The following is a 13,560-nucleotide window of genomic DNA, read 5'->3' as shown; positions in this document are numbered from 1 at the left end:
CCTTTCCTTCGATCAGATTCCGAGAGCGTCACGTTTTTCTTCGATTCTCGCAATCATAAGATCGCCTAATTTATCAATATCTTTCTCAACTGTATATGCTGCCTCTACCCAGTCACGTACCCCTTCTGTAAGGAGGCTTGCAACCTCTGTAGAACCGGAAACATATGGGTCTACACCAAGATATGTATCAAGACCAGTTGCTACTACATAGTTTCCAATGGAAACTGCCTTCTCAGACATCCACTCAGGAGCACATCCTACTACTGGAAGCTGGGAAATGTTCAGTCCGGAATCCTTGGCAAGCTCAGAAGCAAGGATCAGCATACGGCTGATATCAACACAGGATCCCATATGTAATACTGGCGGGATATCTGCAAGCTCGCAAACACGTTTCAGACCAGCACCGCAAAGGTCTTTTGCAGCTTTGTCCATAAGTCCTGCACGAGCAGCTGCCTGAGCGGAACATCCGGAAGCGATGATCACGATATCGTTTGCGATCAGTTTCTTCATAAGTTCGATGTGAGCTGTGTCAGGTCTGACCTTCGGGTTGTTACATCCAACCATAGCAACAGCACCACGGATAACACCAGATGTAATACACTCAAGAAGAGGTTTGGTGGTACCAGTCTCGTCTACCTGAGAGTTTGTTACGCCGTCAAGTGTCTTAACGATTGCTTCTACAGAGTAACCAACAGTAGCTTTATGTTTCAGATCCGGGATATGTACAAGCTCTGGTTTTCTGTTCTTGAAGTTTTCACATGCAAGTTTTACGATCTGTTTTGCTTTCTCTCCTGCTGTACCTGCATCAAATTCAATGAAATCGGAATCTGGCATCTGGCAGATTGGAGAAGTTGTGATGAATTTTGTATGGAAGCATTTGGAAAGAGGTCCAAGTGCCGGGAAAATACACTGAACGTCAACTACGATTGCCTCACAGGCACCTGTCAGTACAACGTTCTCCTGCTGTAAGAAGTTACCTGCCATCGGAATACCGCGACGCATTGCAACCTCATTAGATGTACAACATACACCGGAAACAGTGATTCCCTTAGCACCCATGGATTTCGCATAGTCGATCATCTCTTTGCTGTCTGCATACTCACAGATCATCTCAGAAAGACTCGGGTCATGTCCATGAACAACGATGTTTACATTCTCTGCATTCATAACACCAAGGTTAGCCTCGGTATCGATTGGCTTTGGAGTTCCGAAAAGGACATCAGAGAACTCAGTTCCGCACATGGAACCGCCCCATCCATCGGAAAGACCGTTACGAAGCGCCTGACGGATCAGAGCCTCCGGTTTACTTGTGTTACCCATATGAGTCATATGAAGTGCACAGGAAACCTCACGGTCAATTGCTCTTGGCTCAATTCCAGCTGCATGCCACAGATCCTGTGTATGCTGAGGTGCTCTCTTAAGCCATCTGGAATATCCTCTGATCTTTCCGTATTCTTCCTGAGCAAGATCAGACATTTCATGAGCCAGATCATAGATGTCTTTACCCTCTGTCTCAACGCCCCACTCTTTTGCAATACGGATCAGCTTCTCAGGATCTTTCACCTGATAGTCGCCGCCCTCTTTTGCATGTCCAAGTGTGATACAGATCTCACGTCCGTGATCAGAGTGTGTAGCTGCGCCGCCTGCTGTGAAACGAAGGAAGTTTCTTCCTACGATACCATGTACATCGCATCCGCAGATACCTCTCGGTGCCTTAGGTGTAATACGGCACGGACCCATTGAACAGATTCGGCAACATACGCCCTGCTCACCGAATTTACAGTGTGGAGTCTGATTCTTAACACGCATCTGCCAGGAATCAGCGCCTACCTTTGCACCAGTCTCAAGAAGACGGGCTGTGGCAGCTTCGAATTCTTCCACTGTAGTTAATTTGAATTCACTCATTATTGACCTCCTCTAAGTATGTGTTACTTTTGATAAATTTATTTATATTCCGTTTTCCGGAACCCATCCCCTCCCATGGGATAAATACCTGACAAAAATTCCGCAGCAGCGTTCTTGCCTGCTGCGAATTATAATGCCATTTCTATCCTCTTATCACATAAACATGTGGGGTAAGGGGGACTTCCCTTATAAAACAAGCTTATCTACGATCTCACGAAGAGCCATCTTTACCGGATTATCTTCCGGAAGCCCTGCAGTCGGTTTACCCTCGCAGTCATACTCGTAAACAGTCTCATCCTGCGGCACTACGCCAAGAAGATGAAGACCCTGCTTCTCAATCTCTTCTTTGATTCCGTCATTCAGCTTTCCGCCAGGAGCACGGTTAATGATAAGGCCTACTGTATCCGGGTGCATATCACATTCTTTAATAAGCTCTGCAATACGACCTACAGCCTGTACACCTCTTCTGGAACAGTCACTGACCAGAATCGCTGTCTGCATGGACGGAAGTACTCCCCTGCTGATGTGCTCCATACCAGCTTCGTTATCAACTACGATATAAGGATAATTATTCTGGTATTTGGCAAGCTGGGTCTGAAGAAGTCCATTTACAAAACAGTAGCAGCCTTTTCCCTGGGTTCTGCCCATAACCAGAAGATCAAAATCATCATCTTCTACCAGAGCATCCTCAAAACGTCTTTCAGCGTAATCCGCCTTGGACATTCCCGCCGGGATCGGATTCTCGCTTGCAAGCTCTGCGCGAGCAATTTCTTCCCTTACATCACCAAGTGTAGTCTCCACTTCTACTCCAAGAACTTCGTTCAGATTTGAGTTTGCGTCAGCATCTACTGCAAGGATCGGTCCTTTGCCTTTCTCGCAGAGATACTGGATCAGCATTCCGCATAATGTGGTTTTACCAACGCCGCCTTTACCTGCGACAGCAATTACATGTGCCATAATACTATCAATTGCCTCCTGAAAAATTTAAGTCAAAATCGATTAGATTAAAGTACAAAGTCCGGATCTGTCAATGATCTCGGATACATCTTTCCATTTATTCAAAGCATACAGATGGATGCCATCTACGCCGAGAGCGCGGTACTCGTCGATCTGTCTGATCGTGTACTCGATTCCCTCTTCTTTGAATCTCTTGATCTTATCATCATAGAACATATCAAACGGCTTGCCATCAGCATCTTTTGCTGCAAATGGATTCGGGAACAGCCAGTTTCTGGAAATGAGTCTGCAAAGCTCACGGTCCATTACACAACCGTTACGGGAAAGTGCCATATTAATTGTAGCGGACATGTCAAGAATTGGCATAACTCCTACGTCTACAGGCATTGTAACACCAGCCTCACGGATTGAATCCAGCCAGTATTTAAACTGCTCCATATCCCAGCAAAGCTGAGTCATGATATAATCGGCACCATTGTCCTGTTTCTGTCTCAGAACTGCAATATCAGCATCAAGGCTGCGGCATGCAATGTGTCCCTCCGGAGATCCTGCAACTGCGATTTCGAATTTGTCACCAAATTCGTCACGGACAAATTTAACAAGATCTGTAGCGTAGTTGAAATCACCGCAGGTTGTTGTTTCACCAAGCGGAATATCTCCACGAAGTGCAAGCATATGATCTACACCCTCTGCAAGGTACTGATCCAGCTGCTCTTTGATTCCCTCTTTTGTGTTCTTGATTACTGTGAAATGGGTAACCGGTGTTGTTCCGGCTTTCTTGATCATCTGGCATACTTCTCTGTTAGCACCAACGTTTCCGCCGCCTGCACCGTATGTACAGGAAATGTACGCAGGTTTGTATTTCATCAGATGATCGATCGTCCCAGGAAGGTTATCCATCCCCTTTTCTGTCTTCGGCGGAAATAGCTCGAAAGACAGAAGCATTCTTTCTCTCATTGCTTCTGACAATTTCATAATTACATACCTCCACGTATTAAGTAATTTTTATTCTAAAGGCATAATGCCTCAAGATCTGATAAGCATCACGGATTACTGAAGCAATCCGCTTTTGTTCTTCTGTATCAGCAGAAAACGTTACTGTACACTTTGTTTGCAAATGCACCTTATGAAACATTTCCACTGAACAGTAATCAGAAAATTCATGTCAGTCACATTTTACTTTAACGATACTGTTCGCAAGGTCTACCATAAGGATGGTTCCCTCTACCACTCTTTCATCACCCATAATATCGCGGAGAACAAGTTTGTTTCCATCTACATTAATACGGCTGACGTTCTTGAAGATTACAGAATCGTCATTTTCTTTATATACAGTTGCTAAACACATAATAATGCCTCCTTATTTCATTTCCTCTTTCACAAGAGTCAGGGCAAGGCCAAGGCGCATGTTGCCTTTCTGGAAATCGGATACGCTTTCCTTAATGGTCTTCGCAGCGGCATCCATTCCCATCTTGGCAAGATTATCCGCCATCTGGTCAAGTTCTGCTGCATGGTGCTCATTGTGCTGAAGCATATAGGTAAGAAGAGCTACTGTCTCATTCCTGCAGTCCCCTCCCTGGCAGCCGCCGCAGTCTGTACTGCAGTTCTGTCCCTCATTATGTGTATGGTCATGACCTTCTGTTCCGTCATGGGTATGCGCATGTGTATGGCTCACTCCGTCTGCATGGGTATGCTGGTGGGTATGCTCATGACCATGCTGGATCAGATTGCCGTTTTCATCTTTGATCAAATGCATAGTAACTACTCCTTTCCGCCTTGAATGCGGCAGACAAATCATAACATTGTTTCTCTTCCAGGCACGAAAAAAACTCACGCCGGCAACGTGAGAAAACATGTAAGAATGGATATAAAGATATTCTATTCCCTTTTAATATAATGAGATTCCGCATACCTCATACCTTCATGCATAACACATTTTCTTTCTTCTACCTAAAAAATCGCAGAGTTATGACATAAATTTATCAAATTTTTCTTTTATTATACAACCTTTCTCATTATTACGCAAGGAGATAATTATAAAATTTTACCAAATTTCAACGCTTTACCACACAAATATATGTTTTAATTTCTGTACAATTTTACCAGTTATTTCTAAAGTTTGTCTAAAGATTAACGAATGCGTATTTAAGCAAAAAACAGGTGAATGTTTTGTAATTATATGCTATAATGAATGAAATTTATTGGTTGCTGATTACTTCATGAGCAGCAGCATTTATTGTTTAATGAGGAGGAATTAGCTTTGAGAGAAACCGTATTCCTGAATACCGACAGAGAAATGCCCCTTTTAGGGCTTGGTGTATATAAAACAGCAGATAACGAAGCAGAGACAGCCATTACAGCTGCAGTGAACGCGGGCTACCGTCTTATTGACACTGCTTCCGCTTACAAAAACGAAGAAAGTGTAGGCAAGGCAATTGCCAAATGTGGTGTCCCACGCAAGGAACTTTTTATCACCAGCAAGATCTGGAATAACGCGCAGCGCCTTGGAGATGTAGATGGGGCTTTTTATAGAAGCATGGAGCGGTTGAAGCTGGATTACCTGGATCTTTATCTGATTCACTGGCCGGTGCCTGGCTGCTATACCGGAACCTGGCTGGAGATGGCCAAACTTCTTGAAACCGGCCGTGTACTTTCCATCGGCGTCAGCAATTTCCAGATTCATCATCTGGAAGAGCTTAAGAAAATTTCCGGTATTGTACCTGCTGTCAACCAGATCGAATGTCATCCGCTTTGCTATCCGAAAGAACTGATTGAATATTGCCAGTCGGAAGGAATTCAGGTTCAGGCTTATGCACCGCTTGCCAGAGGTGCTTACCTTGACAATGATGTAATGTGTGTTCTCGGAACCAAGTATGCACATACTCCTGCTCAGGTCGGTCTTCGCTGGGCAATCCAAAAGGGTATTTCTGTAATTCCGAAATCCGTCAATCCAGACCGCATTGCTTCCAACGCCAATATTTTTGATTTCAACATTGAGGATGAAGATATGGCGATCATGGATACTTTAAATGAAGATCTCCATACATCCCATGTGCCGGATGATCTGAAGGATGTTATTTTTTAATCTTTTCACTCTTTGTAAATTATTAACTGCCAGAACATTGAGCATACTCTTTCGTTTTTTTGCTCACTGCTCTGGCAGTTTTTTGCGGTTCTATTCTTTCAGTTATATTTTCTGTATTTTATATTTTGCAACAGCTTATTTGCTGAATATAGCATTCACAGTTCCCAGGAAATTTCTCCCTGTTTCTCTCTCTGCATCAGGTCTTTCACAGCTTCAGATGCAGGCTTGTTTTCAAACAGAAGCTTATTTACTTCCATAATGATCGGCATTTCCACATTATATTTCTCAGCCAGCGCTTTGGCTGCCTTTGCGGAATAAACGCCCTCCACAACCATCTGCACTTCATCCATAGCCTGCTTCATGGTGTAACCCTGTCCCATCAGATAGCCGGCGCGTCTGTTTCGGCTGTGCACACTGGCACAGGTAACAATCAGATCACCAATTCCGGAAAGGCCGGCAAAAGTCTCCAATTTAGCGCCCATCTTGACACCAAGCCGCGCCATCTCTGCTATTCCTCTTGTGATCAAAGCAGCCTTTGTATTATCTCCATACCCTAAGCCATCAGCAGTCCCTGCTGCCAGGGCGATTACATTCTTAAGGGCACCGCCAAGCTCTACCCCCAGCATATCCGGTGTCGTATACACCCGGAAAACAGGGCTCATAAAAAGGCCCTGGAGATATTCAGCGGTCTCTTTTTTGCGGGCACTGACTACACACGTAGTAGGGAGTCCGCGGCTTACTTCTTCCGCATGGCTTGGTCCTGAAAGCACACAAACATCTGCCTGAGGAATCTCTTCTTTAATAATATCACACACAGGCATAAGCGTATTTTCTTCTACACCTTTCGCCACATTTACAATAATCTGTCCCCGTCGAATCAATGGGGAAAGTCGTTTGCTGATAGCACGCATATAAGCAGATGGTGAGGCAAATACAACTATATCTGGTGAATCCAAAGCTGTCTTTTCATCACCGGTTATCACAATTCCATCCGGAATTTTAATTCCGGGAAGCTTTTTCGGATCCTCCCGGGTCTGATTCAGACTGGCTGCCTTTTCCGGATGTGCAGACCACAACATAACCTGATGACCATTGTTGTGAAGCAGTATTGCAAGTGCTGTTCCCCAGCTTCCGGTTCCCATTACGCTGATTTTTGCCATTTTATCACCTCATCTTATTTGGCTGCAGTTTTCGCTGCACCAAGCTTATTCTCAGTTCCATTTAAAAGGCGGTAAATATTCGCCCTGTGTCTGTAAATTGCAAGTGCTGTCATAAGTCCCATGATCACATCCATCTCAAATGTATGAGGGAAATCCATGCCATAACTTCCCGCAGCGCCAAACCCAATGAAACAAATCAGCGCACCTACATATGCTGCCATTGACCCCAATGACACATAGCGGGTAATAGCTACCAGCCCAATAAAGATCACCGCGCAGATCAGAAATACTCTCCAGTCCATTGCCAGCAGCATTCCCGCAGAAGCTGCAATTCCCTTGCCGCCCCTGAATCCAAGATAAAACGGAAAATTATGTCCAAGCACGCAGCCTGCTGCCGTGTACATGCCAAGCAATGGAAGAATTTCCTGATACCGATTCTTAAATACTGCATCCACGATCAGAATGGCAATCACACATTTAAGCATATCGCCAATAAGAGTCATTGCCCCCGCTTTTTTTCCAAGAGTACGAAGGGCATTGGTAGTTCCTGCATTGCCGCTTCCATATTGACGGATATCCATGTGATGGATTTTTCCGATAATGTATGACGTCTGAAACATTCCAAACAAATATCCAATAGCCAGACAAATAATACGTTCCATCTTTATTCCTTCTCTCCGCGCTCTCTTACAATAAATTTCAGCGGTGTGCCCCCAAAGTCAAAGGCATCCCGGATTTTATTTTCCAGATATCTGGTGTAGGAAAAATGCATAAGTTCTTTGTCATTGACAAAGATTACGAATGTAGGCGGTTTTACCGCAACCTGTGTCATGTAGAAAATTTTCAGACGGCGGCCCCTGTCAGACGGCGGCTGCTGCATGGCAACTGCTTCTGCAAGGATCTCATTAAGCACACCAGTCTGGATACGCATAGTTTGATTCTCAATTACCGCATCCAGTGTCTCAAACATTCTGGAAATCCGAAGTCCTGTTCGGGCAGAAATAAACACGATTTCTGCATAAGGCATAAAGGAAAGGACCTCCCGAATACGGTTAGTATGTTTGTAAATGGTCTTGTCATTTTTCTCAATAGCATCCCATTTATTCACTGCAATGATCACGCCCTTGCCTTTCTCATGGGCAATTCCGGCAATTTTTGCATCCTGCTCTGTAACGCCTTCTGATGCATCGATCATTACAACTACAACATCTGCACGTTCTACAGCTGTTACAGTACGGATCACACTGAAGCGCTCAATTTCTTCTTTTACTTTTGCTTTACGGCGGAGTCCGGCTGTATCGATAAAAATATAATCTTTTTCGTTCCAGGTAACCTTCGTATCAACTGCATCACGAGTGGTTCCAGCAATATCTGAAACGATTACACGGTCTTCCCCCAGCAGCTTATTGATCAGAGAGGACTTACCAACATTAGGTTTACCTACAATAGCAATCTTCGGAATATCAGAATCCTCATCCTCTCCCGTATCCTCCGGGAAATGTTTTACGACCTCATCAAGCATATCTCCAAGTCCCTGACGGTTAGCTGCAGAAATGGCAAATGGCTCGCCGATTCCCAGATTATAAAATTCATAAACATCCATCATATATTTCTGAATGCTGTCCACCTTATTCACTGCAAGTACCACTGGTTTGCCGCTGCGGCGAAGCATATCTGCAACTTTCGCATCAGAATCCACAAGTCCCTGATGTACATCTGTAATAAAAATAATGACATCCGCAGTATCAATAGCGATCTGAGCCTGCTCCCTCATCTGAGAAAGAATCACATCGCCGCTATCCGGTTCAATACCACCTGTGTCAATAATAGTAAAATCATTATCCAGCCATGATACATCTGCATAAATTCTGTCTCTGGTTACACCTGGCGTATCTTTAACAATGGAAATCTTATCCCCTGCCAGTACATTAAACAATGTGGATTTTCCTACATTAGGCCTGCCCACAATTGCTACTACCGGTTTGCTCATACATTTGTCTCCTTTTCTGTTTCTTATGTTCAATCGGATCAAGGACTGCAGACACAAGGTCTGAACCACCTTCATCCACAATTACAATTTCTACATTCAGTTTCCTGGAAAGCTCTTCCACAGAAATATCATCCAGAAAAACATCTTCTTCATTTTTCAGCATGTTGCAGGGAAGCAAAAGCTTCTCTCCAAGGTCTCTGCCGCTTAATTGTCTGATCAGATCCTGTCCCGTGATCAAACCAGACACCGTAATCGTTTCTCCGAAAAATTCGTTTCTTATGGAGATCACATCCACTTCTACATTTGGAAATTTCTCATGGATCATCTCCATATATTTCTTAATAAATGGTGCCGCCAAAGCACCTGTAGCACTGACAGCCTTTATCCTTCGGTCATCTCCTGTCCTGCCTGCAACAGCTTCTTTCACTTCTTCGCCAAGGAGCCGAAGCATTCCCACACCGTTTTCCAGCTGAAGATAGCCATCATAGGACTCTTCCAGGGGCAGATCCTTCCCTGCCAGAATGTACCATTCATCTGAAGCATGGATAAAATGAATGCCATACTGGTCCATCATTTTCTTCTGCCAGGAATGAATAATATCCAGAACTTCTAATGCATCTTCCTTCTGAAACTGTTCCATCGGATACAGCCCCTCACGGAACTTAGTCAGACCAACCGGAACTACTGAAACGCTCTGAAGTACTGGTGCATAGGCAGACATCTTGCGAATACTGTCATCCAGTTCCTTACCGTCATTAACTCCTTTGCACAAAACAATCTGCCCATTCATAGTGATTCCTGCATCATACAGTTTCTGAAGCTTCTTCAATGCATCCCCGGCGAAGCGGTTATGGAGCATTTTACATCTCAGTTCCGGATTCATGGTCTGGATGGAAATATTAATGGGCTCCAGATGGTACCGGATGATCCGGTCTATATCATGATCACTCATATTGGTCAGGGTCACATAATTTCCCTGTATGAAGGACAATCTGGAATCATCATCTTTAAAATAAAGAGTATCTCTCATTCCAGGCGGCATCTGGTCAATAAAACAGAAAATGCAGTGATTGGAACAGGAACGATAATCATCCATCAGATCCTTCTCAAAGGTAATCCCAAGGTCTTCTTCATATTCCTTCTCCACCTCCAGCTCCCAGATCTCTCCGTTTGCCTTTTCCACTTCCAGAACAACGAATTCTTCATTCATCAGATATCGGTAGTCAAATATATCTTCCACAGGCTGACCGTTTACAGTGAGCAGTATATCTCCCGGCACAAGCTCCAGTTCCTGTGCGATACTTCCATCCTGCACAATTGCAATCACGTGTTTATTTTGTTTCTTCACATTTATCTCCATTATAAGTCAAATGCGATCTGTCGCGTCAGCTCTGTTCCAGAATCTGTTTGAAAAATCATTTTTCAAATACATTTTAAGATTCAGAGACCCGAATACAACATCACAGATCGTCCATCTCTGGCTCAGCATAATAAAGCCATTATTTTTAATATAACAAGTTTTCCCGAAAAACACAACAAAAACTTTCATTTCCTGCTCACGTCCGGGTAATTTTTCAAGTAAAAATCAATAAATTCCTTGACGACATTTAGGGCAAATGTTATAAATATAAAGAAGAGATCTGCAAAGGTAAAGGACATGTGTCCCCATTTTTTTGCAGATAATCGAATCGATAATTAGCATACTACTTAGGAGGAATATCATGCCGAACATAGAATTGCTTGAGAAATCTATGCCTGTCGCACCTATTCGTATCGCTGCGCTGGAGGGCTGCCGCGAACTTGCAGAGGAGGTAGACAGAAACCTGGTAAAATTCCGTAAGGAACTTGTAGAAAAGAAGGGCCTTGACAATGTTCCACAGGGATACAGCGAAGACTCTTTTATCGTGGAGTGCGAATGTCCGCGTTTCGGTACCGGTGAAGGTAAGGGAATCATTAAGGAATCTGTCCGAGGAACCGACCTTTACATTATGGTAGACGTTACCAACTACAGTTCCACATACACTGTCTGCGGTCACGAGAACCACATGTCTCCGGATAACCATTTTCAGGATCTGAAGAGAATTATTTCCGCAGCTACAGGTAAGGCACATCGTATCAATGTAATCATGCCATTCCTTTATGAAGGCCGTCAGCACAGACGTAAGAAGAGAGAATCTCTTGACTGCGCACTGGCACTTCGTGAATTAAGTGATATGGGCGTATCCAATATCATCACGTTTGATGCTCATGACCCGCGTGTGCAGAACTCCATTCCGTTAAATGGTTTTGACAACTTTTTCCCAACCTATCAGTTCCTGAAAGCTCTGATAAAGAACGTTGACAATTTCCAGGTTGACAATGATCATCTCATGATCATCAGTCCGGATGAGGGTGCTATGTCCAGAGCCGTATATTTTTCCAATATTCTGGGCGTTGATATGGGCATGTTCTATAAGAGACGTGATTATTCCACAGTGGTAAATGGCAAGAACCCCATCGTAGCTCATGAGTTCCTTGGCGACTCTGTAGAAGGTAAAGACGTTGTTATCATCGACGACATGATTTCTTCTGGAGAAAGTATGCTTGACGTTGCCAAACAGATCAAAGAACGTCACGCCAACCGTGTATTCATCTGCACTACTTACGGTCTGTTTACAGAAGGTATGGATAAATTTGACGCTTACTATGAGAAAGGCTGGATTGACAAGGTTATCACAACCAACCTGAACTACCGTATTCCGGAGCTTCTTACCAGACCTTACTATGTGGAAGCAAATATGAGCAAATATCTTGCAAGTATTATGGATATCATCAACCACGATGTTTCTGTTGAGAAGGTTCGTTCCAGCAATGAGAAGATCATGGATCTGATGAAGCGTGTAAATCAGTAATAGACAATAAACAAACAAAGCCCTGTTCCACATTATCTCGTTTGTGGTACAGGGCTTCTTTATATTTACTTATTTACATGGGCAGTAAAACGCATCTGCACTTGTCTGTAACATTATTTTTCCCGACGAATGCCCAGAAAAGCTGCCAGATTTCCTCTCCTTCCATGGGATGCCCTGTGGGAAAAGAGGAATTCCGGATTGCAGCAGGTGCAAATTCCAGGCACGGAAATATGATCTTCTTTTATTCCTGCCTCCAGAAAAATAATGTGGTTTGCTTCCCAAAGATTCAGCTGGTACTTACCATTCTTCTTTTTATAAAAAAGCTTTTCCCAGTACTTCTCTTCAAAAGCTTTCTGAAATTCCAGAATCACATCTTCGCTTACTTCATAGCAATCCTGACAGATAGAGGGACCAATTGCCGTAAAAATCTCCTCCGGATCTGAGCCAAACTGCTCTGCCATTTTCTCTATAGTCACCTTACCGATTTTCCCAACTGTCCCGCGCCATCCGGAATGAGCCAAGCCCACGGCTTTGTGAACCGGATCTACGAAATACAGCGGCACACAATCTGCATAAAAGGTGCATAAAACAACACCTGGAACATTGGTGATCATTCCATCCACATCTTTATATGTTCTTGGACGCGTTACACCTTTCCCCCTGTCTTCTGCCCCCACCAGCTGCACGTTTGTAGTGTGTGTCTGATCAGATGTGACAATATCTTCCAAAGAAAAGCCTACCGCTGCACTAAGTCTGCGATAATTGTCTTTTACCGCGTTTTCCTCATCACCTCTTGTAAAGCTAAGATTCATAGATGAGAAAATCCCCTGGCTTACACCGCCAAGTCTTGTACTGAAACAATGCACAATATCCGGGAACTGTTCAAAAGAGGGATAAGTAAGATAGGTGACTCCATTATTTTCTTTTACTTGCATATGAAGTTTATTTTCGTTATGCCATTTAATCTTCATCTGATTCTCCTCTTCTTCTGATCTCACAGTTCTTCTCGAACCTGTTAAGAATTCATTCTCTAGAGCGTGTTTGAAAAAGGCTTTCTGCAAGATGTGCGTCACAATTTGTGGGAGATTTTGTCCGGATAAGAGCGCCGCAGCGGGCTACGTCAACAGAATTCTGGCATAGTATACCGCAAAGTGGGGCATACAGATTGCAGGAATATTTTTTCAAACAGGCTCTGGCTCACTGACAGAAATCAAAGGCATTTTTTATCCAACAGATCTTATCGCCGTTGATTCCCACCACATCAAACCTGCATCTCACATCCATGCTTCTGTAATGATTCTTCAAATATTCCACTGCCACCTTGGAAATCACCAGCTGCTTTCTGCCGTTCACTGCTGCCAGCGGACTTCCTGAGCGTTCCGAACTTCTGTACTTAACCTCCACAAAAATCAACCATCCATCAGCAGTCATTCCGATCAGGTCGATTTCCCCCAGCCAGTTCCTGTAATTTCGCTCCAGAATCATCACGCCCTGGGAAACCAGATAATCTGCAGCGATTTCTTCATAAAAAGCACCTACTTTTCGCTTGTTTTTCTGCATAAAAACTCCCAT

General features: G+C 43.8%; 14 protein-coding genes. 2 read left to right on the top strand and 12 right to left on the bottom strand.

Annotated features, from left to right (window positions below; genetic code table 11):
- Positions 1-12 precede the first annotated feature (12 nt).
- The 5 genes from cooS to LIZ66_RS00340 all read right to left on the bottom strand — a co-directional run bounded on the left by cooS (position 13) and on the right by LIZ66_RS00340 (position 4,618).
- Entirely contained in the window at positions 13-1,905 is a 1,893-nt protein-coding gene (gene cooS / locus LIZ66_RS00360) for an anaerobic carbon-monoxide dehydrogenase catalytic subunit (protein WP_148462601.1), read from the bottom strand.
- Positions 1,906-2,091: 186 nt separating this feature from the next.
- Positions 2,092-2,862: an ATP-binding protein gene (locus LIZ66_RS00355; RefSeq protein WP_118578442.1), complete on the bottom strand. Its 771-nt coding sequence runs from the start codon at positions 2,860-2,862 to the stop codon at positions 2,092-2,094.
- A 42-nt stretch (positions 2,863-2,904) separates the two neighbouring features.
- Positions 2,905-3,837, bottom strand: a complete 933-nt coding sequence (locus LIZ66_RS00350) for a methylenetetrahydrofolate reductase (RefSeq protein WP_118578443.1) — start codon at positions 3,835-3,837, stop codon at positions 2,905-2,907.
- A gap of 190 nt (positions 3,838-4,027) precedes the next feature.
- Positions 4,028-4,210, bottom strand: coding sequence for a CooT family nickel-binding protein (locus LIZ66_RS00345; protein WP_118578444.1), 183 nt, complete (start codon positions 4,208-4,210; stop codon positions 4,028-4,030).
- A 12-nt stretch (positions 4,211-4,222) separates the two neighbouring features.
- A complete protein-coding gene (locus LIZ66_RS00340; protein ID WP_148462603.1) occupies positions 4,223-4,618 on the bottom strand; it encodes a DUF8180 domain-containing protein in 396 nt (131 codons plus the stop codon).
- Positions 4,619-5,122: 504 nt separating this feature from the next.
- On the opposite strand from LIZ66_RS00340, the gene LIZ66_RS00335 reads away from it, so the two are divergent.
- Entirely contained in the window at positions 5,123-5,947 is an 825-nt protein-coding gene (locus LIZ66_RS00335; RefSeq protein ID WP_118578446.1) for an aldo/keto reductase, read from the top strand.
- A gap of 155 nt (positions 5,948-6,102) precedes the next feature.
- On the opposite strand, the gene LIZ66_RS00330 is transcribed toward LIZ66_RS00335, so the two are convergent.
- From LIZ66_RS00330 to LIZ66_RS00315, 4 genes are read right to left on the bottom strand one after another with little or no spacing between them, the layout of a single operon-like run.
- On the bottom strand, positions 6,103-7,107 hold the full coding sequence (locus tag LIZ66_RS00330) for an NAD(P)H-dependent glycerol-3-phosphate dehydrogenase (protein WP_148462604.1): 1,005 nt from the start codon (positions 7,105-7,107) through the stop codon (positions 6,103-6,105).
- A gap of 14 nt (positions 7,108-7,121) precedes the next feature.
- A complete protein-coding gene (gene plsY, locus LIZ66_RS00325) occupies positions 7,122-7,769 on the bottom strand; it encodes a glycerol-3-phosphate 1-O-acyltransferase PlsY (protein WP_118578447.1) in 648 nt (215 codons plus the stop codon).
- A gap of 2 nt (positions 7,770-7,771) precedes the next feature.
- Positions 7,772-9,097, bottom strand: a complete 1,326-nt coding sequence (der, locus tag LIZ66_RS00320; protein WP_118578448.1) for a ribosome biogenesis GTPase Der — start codon at positions 9,095-9,097, stop codon at positions 7,772-7,774.
- Complete coding sequence (locus LIZ66_RS00315; RefSeq protein WP_330382734.1) at positions 9,060-10,445, bottom strand: DUF512 domain-containing protein; 1,386 nt, start codon at positions 10,443-10,445, stop codon at positions 9,060-9,062. The genes der and LIZ66_RS00315 overlap by 38 nt, the downstream gene beginning before the upstream one ends.
- A 373-nt stretch (positions 10,446-10,818) precedes the next feature.
- Here LIZ66_RS00315 and LIZ66_RS00310 point away from each other — a divergent pair, with 373 nt between their 5' ends.
- On the top strand, positions 10,819-11,988 hold the full coding sequence (locus LIZ66_RS00310; protein WP_148462606.1) for a ribose-phosphate pyrophosphokinase: 1,170 nt from the start codon (positions 10,819-10,821) through the stop codon (positions 11,986-11,988).
- Between the two features lie 113 nt (positions 11,989-12,101).
- On the opposite strand, the gene pgeF is transcribed toward LIZ66_RS00310, so the two are convergent.
- Genes pgeF through LIZ66_RS00300 form a run of 3 tightly spaced genes read right to left on the bottom strand, consistent with a single transcriptional unit; the run spans position 12,102 to position 13,548 of the window.
- On the bottom strand, positions 12,102-12,959 hold the full coding sequence (gene pgeF, locus LIZ66_RS00305) for a peptidoglycan editing factor PgeF (RefSeq protein ID WP_173715524.1): 858 nt from the start codon (positions 12,957-12,959) through the stop codon (positions 12,102-12,104).
- A 52-nt stretch (positions 12,960-13,011) separates the two neighbouring features.
- The gene (locus LIZ66_RS18855) at positions 13,012-13,173 is read right to left on the bottom strand and encodes a DUF6783 domain-containing protein (RefSeq protein WP_306467810.1); all 162 of its coding nucleotides are present in this window, start codon (positions 13,171-13,173) and stop codon (positions 13,012-13,014) included.
- Between the two features lie 12 nt (positions 13,174-13,185).
- The gene (locus tag LIZ66_RS00300; protein WP_118578485.1) at positions 13,186-13,548 is read right to left on the bottom strand and encodes a YraN family protein; all 363 of its coding nucleotides are present in this window, start codon (positions 13,546-13,548) and stop codon (positions 13,186-13,188) included.
- Positions 13,549-13,560 lie beyond the last annotated feature (12 nt).

The organism is Blautia faecis, assembly GCF_020554845.1.
GTDB classification, from domain to species: domain Bacteria; phylum Bacillota; class Clostridia; order Lachnospirales; family Lachnospiraceae; genus Blautia_A; species Blautia_A faecis.
The sequence above is the reverse complement of the archived record's forward strand: the minus strand, read 5'-3'. Positions and strand labels throughout refer to the sequence as shown.

Excerpts from the sequence above, each read along its gene's own strand:
- cooS (WP_148462601.1), bottom strand. The coding sequence starts at position 1,905 with ATGAGTGAATTCAAATTAACTACAGTGGAAGAATTCGAAGCTGCCACA.
- LIZ66_RS00355 (WP_118578442.1), bottom strand. The coding sequence starts at position 2,862 with ATGGCACATGTAATTGCTGTCGCAGGTAAAGGCGGCGTTGGTAAAACC.
- LIZ66_RS00350 (WP_118578443.1), bottom strand. The coding sequence starts at position 3,837 with ATGAAATTGTCAGAAGCAATGAGAGAAAGAATGCTTCTGTCTTTCGAG.
- LIZ66_RS00345 (WP_118578444.1), bottom strand. The coding sequence starts at position 4,210 with ATGTGTTTAGCAACTGTATATAAAGAAAATGACGATTCTGTAATCTTC.
- LIZ66_RS00340 (WP_148462603.1), bottom strand. The coding sequence starts at position 4,618 with ATGCATTTGATCAAAGATGAAAACGGCAATCTGATCCAGCATGGTCAT.
- LIZ66_RS00330 (WP_148462604.1), bottom strand. The coding sequence starts at position 7,107 with ATGGCAAAAATCAGCGTAATGGGAACCGGAAGCTGGGGAACAGCACTT.
- plsY (WP_118578447.1), bottom strand. The coding sequence starts at position 7,769 with ATGGAACGTATTATTTGTCTGGCTATTGGATATTTGTTTGGAATGTTT.
- der (WP_118578448.1), bottom strand. The coding sequence starts at position 9,097 with ATGAGCAAACCGGTAGTAGCAATTGTGGGCAGGCCTAATGTAGGAAAA.
- LIZ66_RS00310 (WP_148462606.1), top strand. The coding sequence starts at position 10,819 with ATGCCGAACATAGAATTGCTTGAGAAATCTATGCCTGTCGCACCTATT.
- pgeF (WP_173715524.1), bottom strand. The coding sequence starts at position 12,959 with ATGAAGATTAAATGGCATAACGAAAATAAACTTCATATGCAAGTAAAA.
- LIZ66_RS00300 (WP_118578485.1), bottom strand. The coding sequence starts at position 13,548 with ATGCAGAAAAACAAGCGAAAAGTAGGTGCTTTTTATGAAGAAATCGCT.